Source organism: Bradyrhizobium iriomotense (assembly GCF_018130765.1).
Classification (GTDB): Bacteria; Pseudomonadota; Alphaproteobacteria; order Rhizobiales; family Xanthobacteraceae; genus Bradyrhizobium; species Bradyrhizobium iriomotense_A.
In genome coordinates, this window is the sequence record NZ_JAFCJZ010000023.1 from 32,729 (window position 1) to 50,711 (window position 17,983).

A 17,983-nucleotide genomic window follows, 5' to 3' on the forward strand; every position below is an offset into this window, starting at 1 on the left:
CCGCCCGGCGTGCGTTTGCGAAAACGCGCGCCCGCCCGGAGCAGGATCGGACAAAGCATGGCCGCTTCAGGAAAGACGCTGTGCCCTCGCACGCATAGAACGCGCGCCGACCCGTACAAATACGGACACCTGATGCGTAGCCTGAGACGACCAGGAGGATCCACGCGATGACCGGGAGCACCGCACTCATGCGCAGTCCCTCACACAAGGGCTTGCCACCCATACCTCGCACACAGCCAGAAGATGGTGCGACATCCGAGCGGCGCGCCGCCGATGCCGAGATGGCGCGGGTGCTCAGGACCGAACCCGCCCGCATGGCGCTCGACACCTCCGGCGCCGGGATCGCTCACTGGAAACACGATCCGTTGCACGACGTGGTCGAGCCCATGAGCCACCACGTGATCATGGCGTACAACGGCATGATGCAGCGCATGGAGCGGCGGTCGGGAAGATCGATTGCGATCGGTACGTTTCGTCCTGGAGTCGTGATCATCATTCCGGAGGGATCGAGCTCCCGATGGGACATTCCGAAGCCTGTCGATGTGGTCCAACTCTATCTTCCCAATGCAACACTGAAGCGCGTTGCCGGCGAAGCCGGGATTGCGAAGCCAGCCGAGCTGCTGGAGCGTACGGCGCACCCCGACCCGATCACGTCCAGGCTGATCTTGAGCGCGGCGGATTCGCTGGAGGGCAACGGAGCCCTCGATACGCTGTTCCGCCATCAGCTGACGGACCTCCTGGCCACGCGCCTGCTGGTTGCCCACACAGGCTCGTCCATCACGTTCCAACCGACCATGGGCGGGCTGTCGCCGAAGGTTCTGCTCCGTGCGATCGAACGGTTGCGCTCGGACAGCGATGCGGACGTCTCCCTCAATGCGCTGGCGTCTGATGCCGGCCTGTCGCGCTTCCACTTCTGCCGTGCCTTCAAGGAGAGCACCGGACTCTCGCCGCATGCCTGGCTTCGCCAGCACCGGCTCGAGCAGGCCATGACCATGCTGCGCGACAGCGACGAACCGGTCGTCTCGATCGCTGCGGCGCTTGGCTATTCGTCCCAGACGGCGTTCGCAGCAGCCTTCAGGAAGCTGACCGGCGAGACTCCGAGCGATTGGCGCAGGCGCGTGCGCTAGCAGCAATCTCTCGACAGCGACGGCAATCGCTCTGGCGCGTTCGAATATCTGGTTCGCTAAACATCGCATAACAGACCACGCGGACGGAGACGTACAATGAATTGGAAACGCCTTGTCATCGCACCGCGACGGAAAGCCATCGCAACGGCGCTCCTGTACGGGCTCTCACTGACCGTGCGTCTCACCTCGCCGACAGCCGAGGAGGCGCCGGCGCAGAGCGCCAGTCCCCTCGCGTCAATCCTGGTCAATCATGATTGGCCGAGGAAGGCTGCCATGCCGGTCGCGCTGCGCGGCTGGCCATCGAGCCCGAGAAGCTGCCAGGCGTCCTGTGGAAGCCCTGCGCTGCTGTCGTCACTGCCGAGCTGCACCGCTCCGTAAGGCGCAACCGGTCACCGTTTCACCTCTTCGCGTCATCGCCGATCGCAGCAGGCTCCGCCGATTTTGGGCGGCGGCGACGCACGTCTGTCCCGATCAATCGAATCCAGGAGTGAACCACATGCGACTTCTCATCATCGGCGCCGGCTTTGCAGGCATGTACACCGCCCTCTCCGCCGCCCGCCTGCGCGACATCCAGGGCGCCTCCCCTGACGATCTCGAGATCGCGCTGATCGCGCCGCAGCCGACGCTGGTGGTCCGCCCGCGGCTGTATGAGCCGAAGCCGGAAACCCTGACGGCGCCGCTGCTCGACGTCCTCAAGGCGATCGACGTCAACTACATCCAGGGCAGCGCCGAGACTGTCAACACCGAAGCGCGGACGGTGCTGATCACGTCTCCCAGGGGCCCACGCACCCTCTCCTACGACCGCCTGGTGATCGCGACCGGCAGCCGCCTGTTCCGCCCCAACATTCCCGGCCTTGCCGAGCACGGTTTCAGCGTCGACTCGCTCGATGACGCCGTGGCGCTCGACAGGCATCTGCATGGTCTCGCCGAGCGGCCCGCCGTCAACGGACGCGACACGGTCGTCGTCGCCGGCGGCGGCTTCACCGGCATCGAAGCCGCGACCGAGTTGCCCGCGCGCCTGCGCAAGATCTTCGGCAAGGATTCGAAGACACGCGTGATCATCGTCGAGCGCAATGGCGCTATCGCGCCTGATATGGGTGAAGGCCCCCGTCCGCTCATCGAGGATGCCCTGCGCAAGCTCGGCGTCGAGACCCGGCTCGGGGCCGGCGTCGCCTCGCTCGACAAATCCGGCGTGACGCTCTCGACCGGCGAGCACATCGAAACCGAGACGGTGGTCTGGGCTGCCGGCATCCGCGCCGCGCCGTTGACGGCGCAGATCCCCGCCGAGCGCGACAATTTCGGCCGGCTGCTGGTGGATCGCGATCTGCGCGTGCCCGGTGTCGCCGGCGTCTTCGCCACAGGCGATGCCGCCCGCGCCGCCTGCGACGACGACGGCAATTACGCGCTGATGTCTTGCCAGCATGCCACGCGCATGGGCGCCTTTGCCGGCAACAACGCCGCCGCGGAGCTGCTCGGCGTTCCGACCAGGCCCTATCACCAGAAGGCCTATGTCACCTGCCTCGACCTCGGCGAAGCCGGCGCGCTGTTCACGCGCGGCTGGGAACGCAAGGTCGAGATGGTCGGCGACGTCGCCAAGAAGACGAAGCGGGAGATCAACACCGTCTGGATCTATCCGCCGAAGGCCGAGCGCGCCGCCGCGCTCGCCTCGGCCGATCCGGAGCGTGTGACCGATCTCTAGGCACGTGAAGCGACGGCGGCCGCGCGCCCTGGCTGCGCGGCCCGCTCAACCAAACCCAGCCAGAAGCCTTCCACGCAACAGGAGACGAACATGAACCTGCACAACACCTCATATCCCCAGTCATCGGGCCCCGAAGAGCTGGTGCCGTCGCGCTACGCACTCAAGATCGGCGAGATCGACGTGCTGGTGGTCAGCGACGGCGTGCTGCCGCTGCCGACCACGATGCTCGCGCACAACGCCGCCCCGGCCGAGCGTGCGGCCTGGCTGCACGACATGTTCCTGCCGCAGGACGCGTTCGACTGGGCGCTGAATGCGGTCATGGTGCGCAGCCGCGACAAGACCATCCTGATCGACGCCGGCCTCGGCTCCGATCCGAACTTGCACCTGCCGCGGGCCGGGCAGTTGGCCAGGCGACTGGAAGCCGCCGGCATCGATCTGTCGTCCGTGACTGACCTCGTGCTGACCCATCTGCACATGGACCACATCGGCGGGCTGCTCGTCGACGGCGTGAAGGAGCGGCTGCGCAAGGACCTGCGCATCCACGTCGCGGCCGCCGAGGTCAAGTTCTGGGAGGCGCCCGATTTCTCCCACACCAACATGCCGCAGGGTTTTCCGGACGCGCTCCGCGCGACCGCCAAGCGTTTCGTGAAGGAGTACGGCCCTCAGTTGCGGACATTCGACGAGACGCAGGAGATTGCGCCCGGCGTCATCGCTCGCCGGACCGGCGGTCACACCCCCGGCCACAGCGTGGTTCGCGTGGCGTCCGGCGGCGACGCACTGACCTTCGCCGGCGACGCCGTGTTTGCGGTCGGGTTCGAGCAGCCCGACTGGCACAACGGCTTCGAGCACGACCCCGAGGAAGCGGCGCGCGTTCGCATCAACCTGCTGCGAGAGCTTGCCGAGACCGGCGAGATGCTGGTCGCCACGCATTTGCCGTTCCCGTCAGTGGGCCGGGTGGCGGTTGATGGCGAAGCCTTCCGCTGGGTGCCGGTGTTCTGGGACTACTGACGGCTTGTCGAGCCAAGCTAAGCCGGGGCGCGCGCTCATGACATTCGTGAGTGCGCGCCCGGTTCAAATCATCACGAGAGCCCGGGGACACCTTTCGGGCCGGTCTTCATGGCTGCCTGCGCGCTATAGGCACCTGGTCCGTAGGTCGCGATCAAGGCAAGCGCGCCGAGCAGGCCGAGATTCTTCAGGAAGTTGATGGTCTGGGTGACAATTTGCGCTTCCGGCGCCGCCCAGAAATTGTGAAACATCAGCGTGGCCGCGATGGTGAACAGGAACAGGATCAACGCTGCCGGCCGCGCAAACAAGCCGAGCAGCAGCGCCATGCCGCATCCAATCTCGACCGACAGCGCGCCTGCGGCAAGGACGGTACCAAATCCGTCGGCTCCTCCGGGAAGCCGCCCGGCGGTCGCGGCAAATGCCAGCACCTTCCCGGTGCCGCTGTAGAGAAACAGCGGAGCGATCGCGACCCGCGCGAGCAGGAGCGCCCAGGACTCGAACGGACCAGCGGGCTTCCCCATGTCGGCGAAACGGGTGGATGTCGGCATTTCAGATCTCCTTTGGCAGGACTTGGTCAATAAGGCCGCATGCGGCCGGCGATGATCACTCCGCAGGCGCCACATCGGCGCGCGGAAGACGACTGGCGGCAGCCATGCCAAGCGAGCCGATCGCCAGCGCGCCGACGATCGATGCGCCGCCGATCGCCCAGAACACAGCGTCCGGACCGCCGGTGACCTGCTGCAACAGGCCGATGACGTAAGGGCCTAGAATTGCCCCCACGCGGCCGATGCCCAGCTCCATTCCGACGCCGCTGGCGCGGAAGCAGGTCTCGTACGAACCGGCGGTGAAATTGTTCAGCACGTGCTGGGCGCCGATGATGCAGAAACCCGCAATCGCGACGATGGCGAGATTGACGCCGTGGCCACTGACGAAAACGAGTGCCAACACGGCGATCCCGCCGCTCAGCCACCATGTCGCGAGATAACGGGGCGTCAGCGCAAAATTGCGATCGGCCAGCATCGCAAGCGTGAGGCCGCCGATGAAGGACATCGCCTGCATCAGGGCGCCGAAGCCGAACGAGGCCGCAAAGGTCTCGCCGCGCTTGAGCATGACGGTCGGAATCCAGCCGGTGAGACCGAAAATCGCGAACAGGCTGAGGAAGGCCGTGACCCAGATGGTCAGGGAGATCCGGCGATAGCGCGGGCTCAGCAAGGCCGCGATCGTGCTCTGCGGGACATTGCCGTCTGATTTGAACGTCGCAGTCTCATAGACAGCCGCCCGCTCCGGCCGCAGCCGCGCCAGCAAGGCGCGCAGTTCCTCGACACGCGACCGCGCCGCCAGAAACCGCGGGCTTTCGGGCAGAATCGCATGAGCGACGAACGTCAAAGGGATCGACAGCGCGCCGACATAATAGAGGATCTGCCAGCCATGTTGCGGCGTCAGGAACACGCCGACGAGGCCGGCGCAGACGCCACCCAGCGACCAGCCCAGTGTCACGCCCCACAGCGAAAAGGTGTTGCTGACGCGCTTGGGCGCGAGCTCGTTGATAAAGGTCGTGCCGAGCGGCAGCAGCACACCGAGGCCGAGCCCGGTGACGAAGCGAAGCGCGCAATAGCTCCAGAAATCGCTCGCCAGGATGGCGGTCAGCAATGTGAAGACATTGACGATCCAGAGACCCGCGAGCAGCGTGCCGCGCCGGCCAAGGCGGTCGGCGATGCTGCCGTGACCGATCGCACCGAACAGGAAGCCGATCAGACCCGAGCTCACCAGCAGCCCCGCCTGGCTTGGTGCGAGTCCCCAGGGCTGGACCACGTAGTGAATGACATAGGCCGGATTGAAAGTGTCATAGCCATCGAACAAAGTGATGAGCGTGATCAGGACACCGAGCAACTTGTGAAACGGACCGATCGCGGCGCCGGACAATTCTTCATGCACGTCGATTTCGGACGAGATGCTCACGGGTTTCCTCCATTGAAATTGGTGACGTCCTCTGCTCTGCGGCAGATTGGATTTTTGTCTCGCCGAGCCCGAACAGGACGCGTGCGTTGTCGCGGCCGATCTTGAGACGGTCGCCTTCGGAGATCGTGGCGGCGTCGAACCATTGGGCGGCGTGGTCGATGTTCTCGAACGGCCAGTCGGCGGAGAAGAGAATGCGGTCGGCACCGATCTCCAGCATCGCGTCGATCAGCGCCTGGGTGCGGAAATTGCCCGACGTGGTGATGTAGAAATTTTCCCTGAAGTAGTCGGCGATCTTGCGGCGCGCCGGATAGGTGTTCTGGGTGCGCATCCACTTGTTGTGATTGTCGACCCGCCACATCGAGTAAGGCAGCCCCTCGCCCATGTGACCGAGGATCACCTGTAGCCGGGGATAGGCGTCGAACAGGCCTGAGCCCATCAGACGCAAGGCATGCACCGCAGTTTCCTGCCCGAACGCCCAGGTCGGTCCCAGCAGCCAGCGATGCCCCTCGTAGATCGCCGCATCCTTCGCCAGCGGATTGCGCGGGTGCAGATAGAAGGGAACGCCGAGGCGCTCGACCTCCGCCCAGAACGGCCAGAACTCCTTGCGATCGTAATAGATCGCATGATCGATACCGGTGAGCTCGCTGAAGCCGTTGACGAGCGCGCCGCGAAATCCGAGCGCGCTGACGCAGCGATCGAGCTCGCGCGCGGCCGCCTCGGGGTCCTGCATCGGCAGTGCCGCAAGTCCCTGGAAGCGATCGGGCCGCCTTGCGACCTGCTCGGCGAGAAAGTCGTTGGCCCGGCGCGACAGCTCCAGCGCACGATTGCGATCCGGAATCGCCTGCACTGCCGGCGCATTCAGCGACAGCAGCATCAGCTCGATGCCGTGGGCGTCCATCTCCGCAAGCCGCCGCTCATGGATGTCGAGCAGCCGCGCCTTGAGCTCGATCCAGTCCTGGGCCGGCGCGAAGCCCGCGCTGTCCTGGATGGTGTCGTCCATCGCGAAATGCTCCTCGAGCGCAATCTTGCCCTGCATGGCGTCGTTCCTTCGGCTTTGCTTTCGGCGTTGACAAAGCAAAGCACCCGGCGCAAATACTTGTCAATGATAAAGTTGCATTTGCAAATGATTGAATCGCAAATATTGCACATGCGAAGGTTGGCGCTTATTCCGGGCGGAGCTCTCCCGCCAGGACCCAAGCCCGGACCTAAACTCATGTATCGATTTTCGAATTCGCTGCCCTATCTGCTCGCCCGTCTCGGCGTACGCATGGGCGATCTGTTCACGCGCGTGATCCGTCACGAGAAGTTGACGCTGCCGATGTACCGCGTGCTGGCCGCGCTCTCGGAGCAAGGGCACCCGTTGCGCCTCGGCGAGATCGCCGAGCTCACTTCGGCCGATGTATCCACCCTGTCGCGCATCGTCGCGGAGATGAGCCGCGTGGGCTTGTTGACGCGCGACCGGCCGGAGAACGACCAGCGCAGCCTCCAGGTCGCCCTGACGCCCAAGGGCGCCGAGCTCGCCGGACGGCTGATGCCGCTCGCCGCCTATTATGAAGAGGTCGTCACCGGCGGCATGTCCGCGAAGGAAGCGGCCGAGCTCAAGCGCGTGCTGGTCGAGCTCTATCACAATATCGATCGGCTCGAGCAGGAAGTCGAAGCCGGTCTGATCACCGTCGCGCCGCCGGCGCGGACGAAGGACGTTCGCGACGAACGCGCGGAGACGCGCAGCAAGGCCAGCCTGCCTCGCGGCAAGACATCGAGAAAATAGAGAAGCGATCAAGGAGAGGACATGCGACAGGATCCCATCATCATTGCAGGCGGCGGCATCGGCGGACTTGCAGCCGCCATCGCGCTGGCGCAGAGGGGTTTCCAGGTCACGGTCCTCGAGCGCGCATCGCGCTATCAGGAGATCGGCGCCGGCATTCAGCTCGGCCCCAACGCGTTTCATGCCTTCGATCGCCTCGAGCTCGGCGACGCCGCGCGCCAGATCGCGGTCTTCATCGATCAGCTCCGCCTGATGGACGCGATCTCGGCGGAAGAGATCACCAGCATCGATCTGACCAGCTATTTCCGCCGGCGCTTCGGCAATCCCTATGCCGTGGTTCATCGCGGCGATCTGCACAGCATCTTCGTCCGCGCATGTGACGCGCATCCCAATGTCACCTTACGAACCGACTGCGACGTCGTCGGCTATGAGCAGAATGGCGCGCGGGCCACGGCCCTGCTCAAGTCCGGCGAGCGCATCGACGGATGTTTGCTGATCGGCGCGGACGGACTCCGTTCCCGCATTCGCCAGCAAATGGTCGGCGACGGCGCGCCGCGGATCGCCGGCCACACCACCTATCGCTCGGTGATCCCGACCGAGCAGATGCCGGAGGATTTGCGCTGGAACGCGGCGACGCTGTGGGCCGGCGCCAGGCGCCATCTCGTGCACTATCCGCTGTCAGGCTGGAAGGTGTTCAACCTCGCGATCACCTGCCACAACGATCCCGCAGAGGCCTTCGCCGCCAGGCCCGTGACGCACGACCAGGTCCTCGAAGGTTTTCGCGACGTGCATCCCCGCGCGAAGGCGATCATTCATCACGGCAAGGACTGGAAGGCCTGGGTGACCTGCGATCGCAACCCGACCGATCGCTGGATCGACGGGCACGTCGTGCTGCTGGGCGATGCGGCCCATCCGATGCTGCAATATTTCGCGCAAGGGGCCTGCATGGCATTGGAAGACGCGGTCTGTCTGGCCGACGAGCTCGACGAGGCCGAAGGCGATGTCGCCCACGCGCTGGAGCGATACAGAAATGCCCGGATGCTGCGCACCGCGCGGGTCCAGCTCCAGGCACGCGAGCTCGGCGAGCACGTCTATCATCCGGCGGGCGTCCACGCATTGCTGCGCAATCAGCTCATGCGCGAGACCAGCCTTGAGCGCTTCTGCGACAACCTGGCCTGGCTCTATCAGGATCCGTTCACCGAACGGCCGTCGGACACGACAAGGAAGATTGCGTAGCCTTCGGTGCTACCCGATCGTCTGCAGCGCCGGGAAGGTCTCGAGCAGCCAGATGCTCACATTCGAGACCGCGCCGGTGAGAAAGCCGATTCCGGTGATCACCATCAACACGCCCATGGCGCGCTCGACATTGACGAGATGGCCCTTCATGCGCGCGAACAGCGTGGAGAACTGTTCGATCATCAGCGCAGCGATCAGGAAGGGAATGCCGAGGCCGGCCGAATAGACCGCGAGCAGGCCGGCACCCTTGGTCACCGTGGCTTCGGCCGCGGCGATCGAGAGGATCGCAGCCAGGATCGGGCCGATGCAGGGCGTCCAGCCGAAGGCGAAGGCCAGCCCCATGATGTAGGCGCCCCAGAGGCCGACGGGCTTGGGGATCGGCAGCCGGCCCTCGCGCATCAACAGGCCGATGCGCGTCAGGCCGAGGAAGTGCAGGCCCATGATGATGATGACGATGCCGGCAAGGATCGACAATTCGGCCGACCAGGCCCGGATCAGCCCGCCGATCAGCGAGGCACTGGCGCCGAGCGCCACGAACACCGTCGAGAAGCCGAGCACGAACAGCAGCGCCGACATCATGATTGCGCGCTTGGAGGCCGCGGCCGGCTCCTCGCTCTCGACATGCTCGATCGTCGCGCCCGTGAGATAGATCAGGTAGGGCGGAACCAGCGGCAGGACGCAAGGGGAGAGGAAGCTGACGAGGCCGGCAATCAGCGCCGCCGGGATCGAAACATTTTGCATGATACAGTCGGAGCCATCTCAGGCCCCAGTGCGGCACGCGGGGAATGCGCGCGGCCCGGAGCACCGGCTCTGGTGTAGCCGATGCCGAGGAATGCGCAACAGATGCGCACAAAACCAGGGCTCCTCCCGATGCCGTCCGTGATCACAGATGCGGCATCGGGACGCGCACAAATCTCGCCAAAAAGCGAGACCAGGCGGCGCGGCTACTTCACCACGCGGAGCAGCGGACGCCGGGGCTGGTCCTGCGTCTGCTTGGAAGGGGGCTGCGGTTCGCTTCCGGCGCTCCGCAGCATTTCGTCGCACAGCGCCTTGAGATCGGCGCCGTCAATTCCTTTGAGTTTCATCCGCACGTCGAGGATGACAATCGACAGCAGCTCGGCCGACTCACGACTGTTCATCTCGTTGAGCGCCCTGCGGCACTCCTCGAGCGTTTCCAGCACCGACTGCAACTGTTCGTCTGAATGCGACACCGGGCGTTCTTTCCGTTAATTCGGCCTGTGAGACGTATTTGCGACGACCCCTCTGGCCCCCATGGGAGACCAAGGATAACACGACGCCGCTGCGCCTCTGAACATGATTTCAATGTGTTTCTGCGATGAATCCGCGGTTCCGACGAACATCGGCGCGCCGCACCGTTGGCCGCCATCGAAGCAGGCAGCAATAGAACGCCCGCTACGCTGTGATTGATCCATTCCGGGAGTTGGAAGCGCCATCTGCGCAAGAACGTCCATTGCGGACAGCGCCGACAATCCCGCAGCCATCTCAAGGCTCGCAACGGAACTCACGCGACACCCCTCAATTCAGGCGATCGTCTGCCCGATTCCCAGCCCGCGGCCGCACCATGATACCACCCGCGAGGCAGTAAGGATGACGTTCAAAACTCGTCACCCCGCAACCCGCCGTGGTTGTGGTTTGCGCCAGATTCTGCCAGTTTAGCCGCCTGAAGGGACTTGTATGCACTCCTTGGCGGAAAGGGGCGTTCCTCCAGAGGAACGCCTAAAAACAAATCTCAGCGGCCTCTCAGATTGGGATGCGGCGCGCATCTTCCTGGAAGTCGTCCGCTGCGGAAGTTTCCGTTCGGCAGCCGAACGGCTGTCGCTGTCGATCAACGCTGTCCGCCGCCGCATTGACGATTTCGAGCGCCAGACCGGCACCACTCTGTTCACCCGCGACGTCCATGGCACTCATCTGACCGACGAGGGCGCGCTCGTCGTCTCCGCCGTCGAGCGGATGGAAGCAGCCGCGTTCGATGTGTTGCGCACCAGCGATTCGACCGGCAATGCCCTGTCCGGCGAGGTCCGCGTCGCGGTCACCGAGGGTCTCGGCACGTTCTGGCTCGCCCCGCGCCTGGTCGAATTCCAGCAGGCCTATCCGAAGATCCTGGTCGACCTGCATTGCGCGATGCGCTCGGCCGACGTCTCGCGCCACGAGGCCGACGTCGCCATCCATCTGTCCCGGCCTTCGGCACTCGACGTCAAGCTGGTGCGGCTCGGCCGCATGCATCTGATGTTCTGGGCTTCGGAGAAATACCTCGAGAAATACGGCACGCCGCGCTCGGCCCATGAATTGATCAAGCACCGCCTGGTGCTGCAATTCGCCGACCAGCTCGCCGCCAAGGAGACTTTTGAGAGCTTCTTCCCGGGCGTTCAGGAACGTGACCTTCTGGTCATGAAGACGAACGTCTCAAGCGCCAATTACTGGGCGGTCGCGAATGGCGCCGGAATCGGCGTATTCCCGAGTTACGCCATTGCGCTTGGCGGGAAGTTGATTCCACTGGAGGTCGAATTGAACCGACCGCTGGATATCTGGTTGTCCTACCATCCCGGTAGCGGCCGCATCCCGCGCGTACGGCACATGATTGACTGGCTGATCGAGGCTTTCAATCCGGCTCGCTTCCCGTGGTTTAAGGAAGAGTTCGTGCATCCGCATGAATTCAAGGACTCGTATATGGGCGAACCCCTGACCCAGCTCTTCGGGGGATTTTCAACCGAAGAACGGTGAGAAACGACTATGAAAACAGCGGCGAAAAGAATGAAGCAGCGCAGTGCCGGCAAGCCGGACATTGAGCTTGGCAAGCGGATCCGTCTGCGGCGCGTCGAGATGAAGATCTCGCAGGCCGAGCTCGGTGAAAAGCTCGGCGTGAGCTTCCAGCAGGTCCAGAAATACGAGAAGGGCGTCAATCGCGTCGGCGCAGCCCGCCTGCAGCAGATCGCATCCGCCCTCGACGTGCCCGTGACCTTCTTCTATGACGGCGACAACAAGGCACGCGAAGTCGAAAGCCTGCTCTTCCTCGATTCGGCTTTCAGCCTCCGCCTGCTGCGCGCCTACAGCAAGATCAAGGACCAGACGGTGCAGCGTCAGCTCGTCTCGCTGATGGAATCGATCGCAGCCAACGAAAGCTGAGCCGATCGACGGACTGGCCTTGACGGCCAACGTTCAATCCGCCGCGTCGCGGGGGCGCGGCCGGATTGGACGAGATCGGCTGGATCGGATCTTCTGAATCAGATCTGACCTGCGCGCAATCCGCGCGCGGCCTTCATTTTTCGGGGCGGCCTGACCGCCCCCTTTTTTTGCCCTTTCTCTCCCCCTGCCCGGCGGTTTTCGCGAACCGATTGCGGCCTTGCCGCGACCCAATCGAGAGACTCCGCGGGCGGACGCACGGAGCTTTCGACTGCCGTGCTTAATGGGACCTCAACAATGGCGCCCTAATTTTCCGCCGATTTCACGAATCGGCGTACGCAGCGCGGCGGCCGAAAATTGCCAATACGAGTGCCCGTTCGGGCCTCGCTCTCTTGGGGAAGATGGGACACATGTCGAAACGCCATGCGATGATCATTGCCGTCGGCGTGCTCGCCAGCGCCTCTGCGCTGGCGCAAACCGAGACCGTTGGACAGGCCACGCCCAAGCCGGCGACGGCCGGGACAGTGCCGGCCACGGCCAATCCGGCCCACGCGGCCGCGCCGAAAACCGCAACGACGCCCGCCTCAACGCCGGAAAGCCGTTCGGCCGCGGCGCTCGCGCTGACGCACGAGCCGACCTATGACGAAGGCTCCGCCCAGCGCATCAAGGAGGCTGCCTTCAGCTATTCCGCGCTCGCCGTGCGCGGCGGCTGGCCGACGATCCCCGCGGATGCCAAATTCGCGCTCGGCGTCCAGGGCAGCAGCGACGATCTCTTGCGCAAGCGGTTGATCCTCTCCGGCGATCTCGCCACCGAGAAGGCCAGCGGCGCCTTCGACCAGGATCTCGCCGACGCGGTGAAGCGCTTCCAGGCGCGTCACGGCCTCGCGCCGACCGGCGCCGTGACGCCGCGCACGATCGCGGCGATGAACGTCTCCGTGCAGAAGCGCATCCGCCAGTTGGAGGCCTCGCTCGAGCGGCTCGAGAACATGAATTTCGGCTTCGGCCAGCGCTATGTCGTGGTCAACATCCCCGCCGCCTTTGCCGAAGCGGTCGAGAACGACGTCGTGGTGCGGCGCTATCGCGTCATCGTCGGCAAGACCGAAAAGCCCTCGCCGACGCTGACGGCCCAGATCACCAGCGTCGTTCTCAACCCGACCTGGACGGTGCCGGCCTCGATCGCCAAGACCGAGATCTCGGCGCATATGCGCAAGGACCCGACCTATCTGTCGCGCATGCACATGGAGGTGCTCGACGCCCACGACAATCCGATCGATCCGCATTCGGTCGACTGGTCGGGCACGCACACGCCGAACTTCACCGTGCGCCAGCACAACGGCACCTTCAACGCGCTCGGCGCCGTCAAGATCGACATGCCGAATTCCTATTCGGTCTACATGCACGACACCAACCAGCGCAATTTGTTCAGCGACGACTACCGCTTCGATTCCCACGGCTGCTCGCGCGTCGACAATGTGCGCGACCTCGCCGCCTGGCTGCTCAAGGACCAGCCGAAATGGAGCCGCGCCGCGATCGACGCGGAGATCGCCAGTGGCCAGCACCTCGAGGTCGCCATGGCGAAGAAGGTGCCGGTGGCCTGGATCTATCTTACGGCCTGGATGACCAAGGACCAGACCATCCAGTTCCGCAACGACGTCTATAACCAGGACGAGCAGCTGCTGGAGGCGACAGCCGAAGAGGCGGCGTTCTTTGGCAAGGCCGCCGACCATCCGCTGACTGCGCACATGCATGTGACGCAATAGGCGCTTCTCGCGCCATGCAATCGCGGCACAGGCGGATGCGGAGCCGCATCCCTTGCCGCGGTTGACCCCGGCCTCGGCCCGGCCGCACATTGCGCCTCGCCAACAACACGCGAGCGCGCGATGCCCGAGATTTCCAACGAAAAATCCTACGCCGACGGCAAGATCCTCCAGCACGCCACCGACGGCGTCGGCGTGATCACCTTCAATAATCCCGACAAGCGCAACGCGATGTCGCTGGAGATGTGGGAGGGATTTGGCGAGGCGCTGACGACCTTGCGCGACGACGACGCGGTGCGCGTCGTGATCCTGCGCGGTGCCGGCGGCAAGGCGTTCGTCTCGGGCGCGGACATCAGCCAGTTCGAAAAAACCCGTCACAACGCCGCCGCGTCCGAGGAATATGCCAGACGCAGCGTCGCCCAGCGCGCCCTGCTTGCCGACTATCCGAAGCCGACCATCGCCTGCATCCAGGGTTTTTGCCTCGGCGGCGGCATGCAGGTCGCGATGCTCGCCGACATCCGCATCGCCTCGCAGGACAGCCAGTTCGGGATCCCCGCGGCGAGGCTCGGCATCGCCTATGGCTATGACGGCTTGCGGCACCTGGTGTCGCTCGTCGGCCCGTCCTGGGCGCGGCTTCTCATGTACACGGGCATGCGCATCGATGCCGCCGAAGCGCTGCGCATCGGCCTCGTCGAGCGCGTGTTCCCGGAGGGCGAGCTCTGGGGCGAGACCATGGCGATTGCCGAGACGATCTCGCAGAACGCCCCGCTCGCGATCAAGGCCGCCAAGATCACCATCGCACAGGTCTTGAAGGACGAGAGCGCACGCGACATGGACGCGATCAAGGCGATCGGCACCGCATGCATGGACTCGGCGGATTTCCGCGAGGGCCGGCAGGCCTTCATGGAGAAGCGCAAGCCGAAGTTCCAGGGGAAGTAATCAAGGCGCATTGCGAGCGCGCGTCTCTCACCACTGTCATTGCGAGGAGCCTTTGCGACGAAGCAATCCAGACTGCCTCCGCACAGGGATTCTGGATTGCTTCGCGGAGCCTGTCATCGGGCCGCGCTTCGCGCGGACCCGGTGGCTCGCAATGACGTCGTGGAGAGATCGAACCACAGAACTTGGAACCGTATTCCTGAGCAGGCTGAACCCTCGTTCAGCAAGATTAAATTCCTCTCCCGCCTGCGCTGCGGTAGCAACCAATTGATCTGTCGCTAGTTCTCCCGCAACCAACGAGGGAGATTGCGATGAAACTCAAACTTGCTGTTCTGGGTCTGGCTGCCATCGGCGGTATGGCGCTCGCTTCGGGACCGGCGCTTGCGGCAATGCCGAACGGCATTCCGCAGGCGGACCAGATTGCAAAAGGCCCGGCTGCCGACGTCGACCAGGTGCGTATGGTCTGCAACGCCTGGGGCCGCTGCTGGTGGCGCCCGAACTATTATGGCGCCTACGGCTACTATGGCGGCCCGCGACGCTTCTACGGTTACGGCCCCCGTCCGTGGGGCTACGGCCACCGCCACTGGCACCGCTGGTAAATGATGAAGGGGCCGTGAGGCCCCTTTTCCTGCGCAACGCTTTGCACATACAAAAGGCGCAGACGCGGAGCCGCTCGGCTATGATCTCGCGACCGGCGGATCGCCGAAGACCTCGATCAGGCGAAAGCGCTCGCACATGAGCATCATGTCTTCGCTGAAGCGTCCGAGCCGGCCGAAATAGGTGCGATGAGCGCTGCGCCAATAGGCCAGGCTTCGATCGCCTTCGCCCTCGTCATAGGCAAAAGCGGCGTCGACCTCATGGAAGCGCCGATATGTGATCTCGGTAGATTCGATGACGCAGCACGGTTCTCCCCGTCCATCGAGCACGACCCAGCGCTCGCCGGGCGTAGACGTGTTCGGCTCGTCTTCCGTGCTGCAAGTTGCGGTCTTGATGCCCCTGACGACGAGATCGAGCAATTCGTCCGCGAGCCTGGGACTGTCGCCGAAAGCAAACGTCCGGAGGTGTCGATAGCGTTCGGGGACCTGCCTGCTCATCCGCTTCCTTTCAGAGTGCGGCAATCACCGCCTTCGCGATATCGGCCGTGCCATTGCTGCCGCCAAATTCCATCGGCTTGATGCCGCCGGCATAGACCTGGTCCACCGCGCGCTCGATTTGCTCGCCCGCGTCAGCCGCACTCTCCACGCCATGCTTCTCGGCGAGCCAGTCCAGCATCATCGCGGCCGACAGGATCATGCCGGTGGGATTGGCCTTGCCCTGCCCCATGATGTCAGGCGCGGTGCCGTGGCAGGGCTGGAACACGGCATATTTGTCGCCGATGTCGGCGGACGGCGCCATGCCGAGACCGCCGATCAGGCTCGCGGTGATGTCGGAGACGATGTCGCCGAACATGTTCTCCATCACCATCACGTCGAAATCCCAGGGACGCTTGACCAGCATCGCCGAGCAGGCATCGACATAGAGCCGGTCGGTCCTCACATCAGGATGCTTCTTCGCGATCTCGTCGAAGATGCCGCGGAAGAAGGCAAAGGCCTTGAACACGTTCGCCTTGTCGATACAGGCGAGCGCACCCGGCTTGCCGCGCGCCTTGCGCCGCTCGGCGAGGCGGAACGAGAAGTCGAACAGGCGCTCGGACGTCCGGCGCGTGATCACCATGGTCTCGCGCGCGTCCTCATGAGTGACGACGCCCTTGCCCATCGAGGCGAACAGGCCCTCGGTGGATTCGCGGATCACGACGAGATCGATGCCGCGTTTGTCCGCGCCGACGATCGGGCTCGGCACGCCGGGAATGAGGCGCGCCGGGCGCACGCCGGCATAGAGATCGAAGATGAAGCGCAGCTCGATCTGCGGCGCGATCTCGGTATTGTCGGGATAGCGCACCGACGGCAGGCCGCAGGCCCCTAACAGGATCGCATCCGCCTCCTCGCAGAGCTTGATGGTCGAGTCCGGCATCGACTTGCCGGTGGCGAGATAATTGGTGGCGCCGGCCGGCGCCTCGGTGAAACGGAAGCCGAGGCCGGATCTTTCGCCGACCTTGCGCAGCACCTCGAGCGCCGGCGCCATGACTTCGGGACCGATGCCGTCACCGGCGAGCACGGCAATATGGAAGGCGTTGTTTGCGGACATGGGGGTTCCTGGATTTTCAGACGTCATTCCGGGGCGGTCCGCAGGACCGAACCCGGAAAGACGTAAAGAGAAACTACGGCGTCAGCACGGTGCGGCCAACCACCGCGCCCTGCTGCAATTGCACCAGCGCGTCGTTGGCCTTGGCGAGCGGGGCCGTCGTCACCGGGATCGGTGGCACCTTCTTCGACCGCACGAGATCGAGCAGCTCCTGCGTTTCGCGCAAGTTTCCGACATAGCTGCCCTGGATCGTCACCGCCTTGATCGGAATCAGCGGCAGCGCCCAGGTCGCGCCGCCGCCGAACAGGCCGACGATGATGAGCTTGCCGCCCTTGGTCAGACAGTCGAAGCCGAGCTGGGTCGTGGCGGAGTTGCCGACGAGGTCGATCACGGCGCGGATCGGACCGCCCGCTTTCTTCGCCAGCTGTTCCAGCGCATCCGGCGCCTTGGGATCGACCGTTGAGAGCGCGCCGGCCTTCTCGGCCGCTTCGCGCTTCCTGGCGTCGATGTCGACCATGATCGCGCCCTTGCCGCCCATCGCCTTCAGCAGCGACAGCGCCATCAGGCCGAGGCCGCCGGCACCGAACATCACGATCGGCGTGTCGAAATGCTGCTCGACCTTCTTCAGCGCACTGTAGGTGGTCACGCCCGAGCAGGCATAGGGTGCGGTCGTCGCGGGATCGAGGCCTTTCAGATTGAGCAGATAGCGCGGATGCGGCACCAGCATGTGATCGGCATAGCCGCCGTCGCAATAGACGCCGAGCGAGCGCGGCGTCAGGCACATGTTCTCGTCGCCGCCGAGGCACGTCGCACATTTGCCGCAGCCGATCCAGGGATAGACCAGGCCGACATCGCCGAGCTTGAGATCACCCTGGTCGGTCGGCTTCACGTCCGGGCCGAAGGCGAGGACTTCGCCGACGGTCTCATGGCCCATGGTCAGCGGCAGGTTGATGCCGCGGTCCTTCAGCGACAGCGGCTTGCGGCCGTGGCCGAGATCGTAACCGCCTTCCCAGATGTGGAGGTCGCTGTGGCAGACGCCGGCGGCCTTCACCTTGATCAGCACCTGCGTTCCCGAGGGCTGCGGCGTCGCCTCGTCGAACTCCTGCAGCGGCGCCTTGAAATCGGCAACCTTGAAACTCTTCATCGGAATCCTCCCGGCCTGCTTCTTGTTGTCATG

At 64.6% G+C, this 17,983-nt stretch carries 19 protein-coding genes; 11 read left to right on the forward strand and 8 right to left on the reverse strand.

What is annotated here, in order from left to right; translation table 11 throughout:
- The first annotated feature begins 188 nt into the window (after positions 1 to 188).
- The 4 genes from JQ635_RS30955 to JQ635_RS30970 all read left to right on the forward strand — a co-directional run bounded on the left by JQ635_RS30955 (position 189) and on the right by JQ635_RS30970 (position 3,834).
- Positions 189 to 1,127 (forward strand): helix-turn-helix transcriptional regulator, encoded by a 939-nt coding sequence (locus JQ635_RS30955; protein ID WP_211413575.1) that lies wholly within the window; start codon positions 189 to 191, stop codon positions 1,125 to 1,127.
- Positions 1,128 to 1,223: 96 nt separating this feature from the next.
- Positions 1,224 to 1,505 carry a hypothetical protein gene (locus tag JQ635_RS30960; protein WP_211413576.1) on the forward strand — a complete coding sequence of 94 codons (282 nt, stop codon included), beginning with the start codon at positions 1,224 to 1,226 and terminating at the stop codon, positions 1,503 to 1,505.
- A 118-nt stretch (positions 1,506 to 1,623) separates the two neighbouring features.
- Positions 1,624 to 2,826, forward strand: a complete 1,203-nt coding sequence (locus JQ635_RS30965) for an NAD(P)/FAD-dependent oxidoreductase (protein WP_211413577.1) — start codon at positions 1,624 to 1,626, stop codon at positions 2,824 to 2,826.
- A gap of 90 nt (positions 2,827 to 2,916) precedes the next feature.
- Positions 2,917 to 3,834: an MBL fold metallo-hydrolase gene (locus JQ635_RS30970; protein WP_211413578.1), complete on the forward strand. Its 918-nt coding sequence runs from the start codon at positions 2,917 to 2,919 to the stop codon at positions 3,832 to 3,834.
- Between the two features lie 71 nt (positions 3,835 to 3,905).
- Here the strand turns inward: JQ635_RS30970 and JQ635_RS30975 are convergent, their stop codons facing one another.
- From JQ635_RS30975 to JQ635_RS30985, 3 genes are read right to left on the reverse strand one after another with little or no spacing between them, the layout of a single operon-like run.
- The gene (locus JQ635_RS30975; protein WP_211413579.1) at positions 3,906 to 4,379 is read right to left on the reverse strand and encodes a DoxX family protein; all 474 of its coding nucleotides are present in this window, start codon (positions 4,377 to 4,379) and stop codon (positions 3,906 to 3,908) included.
- A 55-nt stretch (positions 4,380 to 4,434) separates the two neighbouring features.
- The gene (locus tag JQ635_RS30980) at positions 4,435 to 5,790 is read right to left on the reverse strand and encodes an MFS transporter (protein WP_211413580.1); all 1,356 of its coding nucleotides are present in this window, start codon (positions 5,788 to 5,790) and stop codon (positions 4,435 to 4,437) included.
- Entirely contained in the window at positions 5,759 to 6,826 is a 1,068-nt protein-coding gene (locus JQ635_RS30985; RefSeq protein ID WP_211413581.1) for an amidohydrolase family protein, read from the reverse strand. Before JQ635_RS30985 ends, JQ635_RS30980 begins: the two co-directional genes overlap by 32 nt.
- Before the next feature lie 177 nt (positions 6,827 to 7,003).
- Between JQ635_RS30985 and JQ635_RS30990 the strand changes: the two genes are divergently transcribed.
- Positions 7,004 to 7,558: a MarR family winged helix-turn-helix transcriptional regulator gene (locus tag JQ635_RS30990; RefSeq protein ID WP_211413582.1), complete on the forward strand. Its 555-nt coding sequence runs from the start codon at positions 7,004 to 7,006 to the stop codon at positions 7,556 to 7,558.
- 21 nt (positions 7,559 to 7,579) lie between these two features.
- Positions 7,580 to 8,791: a 3-hydroxybenzoate 6-monooxygenase gene (locus JQ635_RS30995; protein WP_211413583.1), complete on the forward strand. Its 1,212-nt coding sequence runs from the start codon at positions 7,580 to 7,582 to the stop codon at positions 8,789 to 8,791.
- 9 nt (positions 8,792 to 8,800) lie between these two features.
- Here JQ635_RS30995 and JQ635_RS31000 read toward each other — a convergent pair whose 3' ends face one another.
- Both JQ635_RS31000 and JQ635_RS31005 read right to left on the reverse strand, forming a co-directional pair.
- A complete protein-coding gene (locus tag JQ635_RS31000) occupies positions 8,801 to 9,532 on the reverse strand; it encodes a cytochrome c biogenesis CcdA family protein (protein WP_211413584.1) in 732 nt (243 codons plus the stop codon).
- A gap of 203 nt (positions 9,533 to 9,735) precedes the next feature.
- A complete protein-coding gene (locus JQ635_RS31005) occupies positions 9,736 to 10,002 on the reverse strand; it encodes a hypothetical protein (protein WP_129271976.1) in 267 nt (88 codons plus the stop codon).
- 484 nt (positions 10,003 to 10,486) lie between these two features.
- Here JQ635_RS31005 and JQ635_RS31010 point away from each other — a divergent pair, with 484 nt between their 5' ends.
- The 5 genes from JQ635_RS31010 to JQ635_RS31030 all read left to right on the forward strand — a co-directional run bounded on the left by JQ635_RS31010 (position 10,487) and on the right by JQ635_RS31030 (position 15,224).
- Positions 10,487 to 11,533, forward strand: a complete 1,047-nt coding sequence (locus JQ635_RS31010; RefSeq protein WP_211413585.1) for a LysR family transcriptional regulator — start codon at positions 10,487 to 10,489, stop codon at positions 11,531 to 11,533.
- A gap of 30 nt (positions 11,534 to 11,563) precedes the next feature.
- Positions 11,564 to 11,935, forward strand: a complete 372-nt coding sequence (locus JQ635_RS31015) for a helix-turn-helix domain-containing protein (protein WP_020608151.1) — start codon at positions 11,564 to 11,566, stop codon at positions 11,933 to 11,935.
- A gap of 407 nt (positions 11,936 to 12,342) precedes the next feature.
- Positions 12,343 to 13,692 carry a L,D-transpeptidase family protein gene (locus JQ635_RS31020; protein ID WP_211413586.1) on the forward strand — a complete coding sequence of 450 codons (1,350 nt, stop codon included), beginning with the start codon at positions 12,343 to 12,345 and terminating at the stop codon, positions 13,690 to 13,692.
- Between the two features lie 120 nt (positions 13,693 to 13,812).
- The gene (locus JQ635_RS31025; protein WP_211413587.1) at positions 13,813 to 14,628 is read left to right on the forward strand and encodes an enoyl-CoA hydratase; all 816 of its coding nucleotides are present in this window, start codon (positions 13,813 to 13,815) and stop codon (positions 14,626 to 14,628) included.
- A 308-nt stretch (positions 14,629 to 14,936) separates the two neighbouring features.
- Positions 14,937 to 15,224 carry a hypothetical protein gene (locus tag JQ635_RS31030; protein ID WP_211413588.1) on the forward strand — a complete coding sequence of 96 codons (288 nt, stop codon included), beginning with the start codon at positions 14,937 to 14,939 and terminating at the stop codon, positions 15,222 to 15,224.
- A gap of 78 nt (positions 15,225 to 15,302) precedes the next feature.
- On the opposite strand, the gene JQ635_RS31035 is transcribed toward JQ635_RS31030, so the two are convergent.
- From JQ635_RS31035 to JQ635_RS31045, 3 genes are all read right to left on the reverse strand, one after another.
- Entirely contained in the window at positions 15,303 to 15,719 is a 417-nt protein-coding gene (locus tag JQ635_RS31035) for an ASCH domain-containing protein (RefSeq protein WP_211413589.1), read from the reverse strand.
- A 10-nt stretch (positions 15,720 to 15,729) separates the two neighbouring features.
- The gene (locus tag JQ635_RS31040; RefSeq protein WP_211413590.1) at positions 15,730 to 16,809 is read right to left on the reverse strand and encodes an isocitrate/isopropylmalate dehydrogenase family protein; all 1,080 of its coding nucleotides are present in this window, start codon (positions 16,807 to 16,809) and stop codon (positions 15,730 to 15,732) included.
- Positions 16,810 to 16,882: 73 nt separating this feature from the next.
- Positions 16,883 to 17,950 carry an alcohol dehydrogenase gene (locus JQ635_RS31045; protein WP_211413591.1) on the reverse strand — a complete coding sequence of 356 codons (1,068 nt, stop codon included), beginning with the start codon at positions 17,948 to 17,950 and terminating at the stop codon, positions 16,883 to 16,885.
- Positions 17,951 to 17,983: the final 33 nt, after the last annotated feature.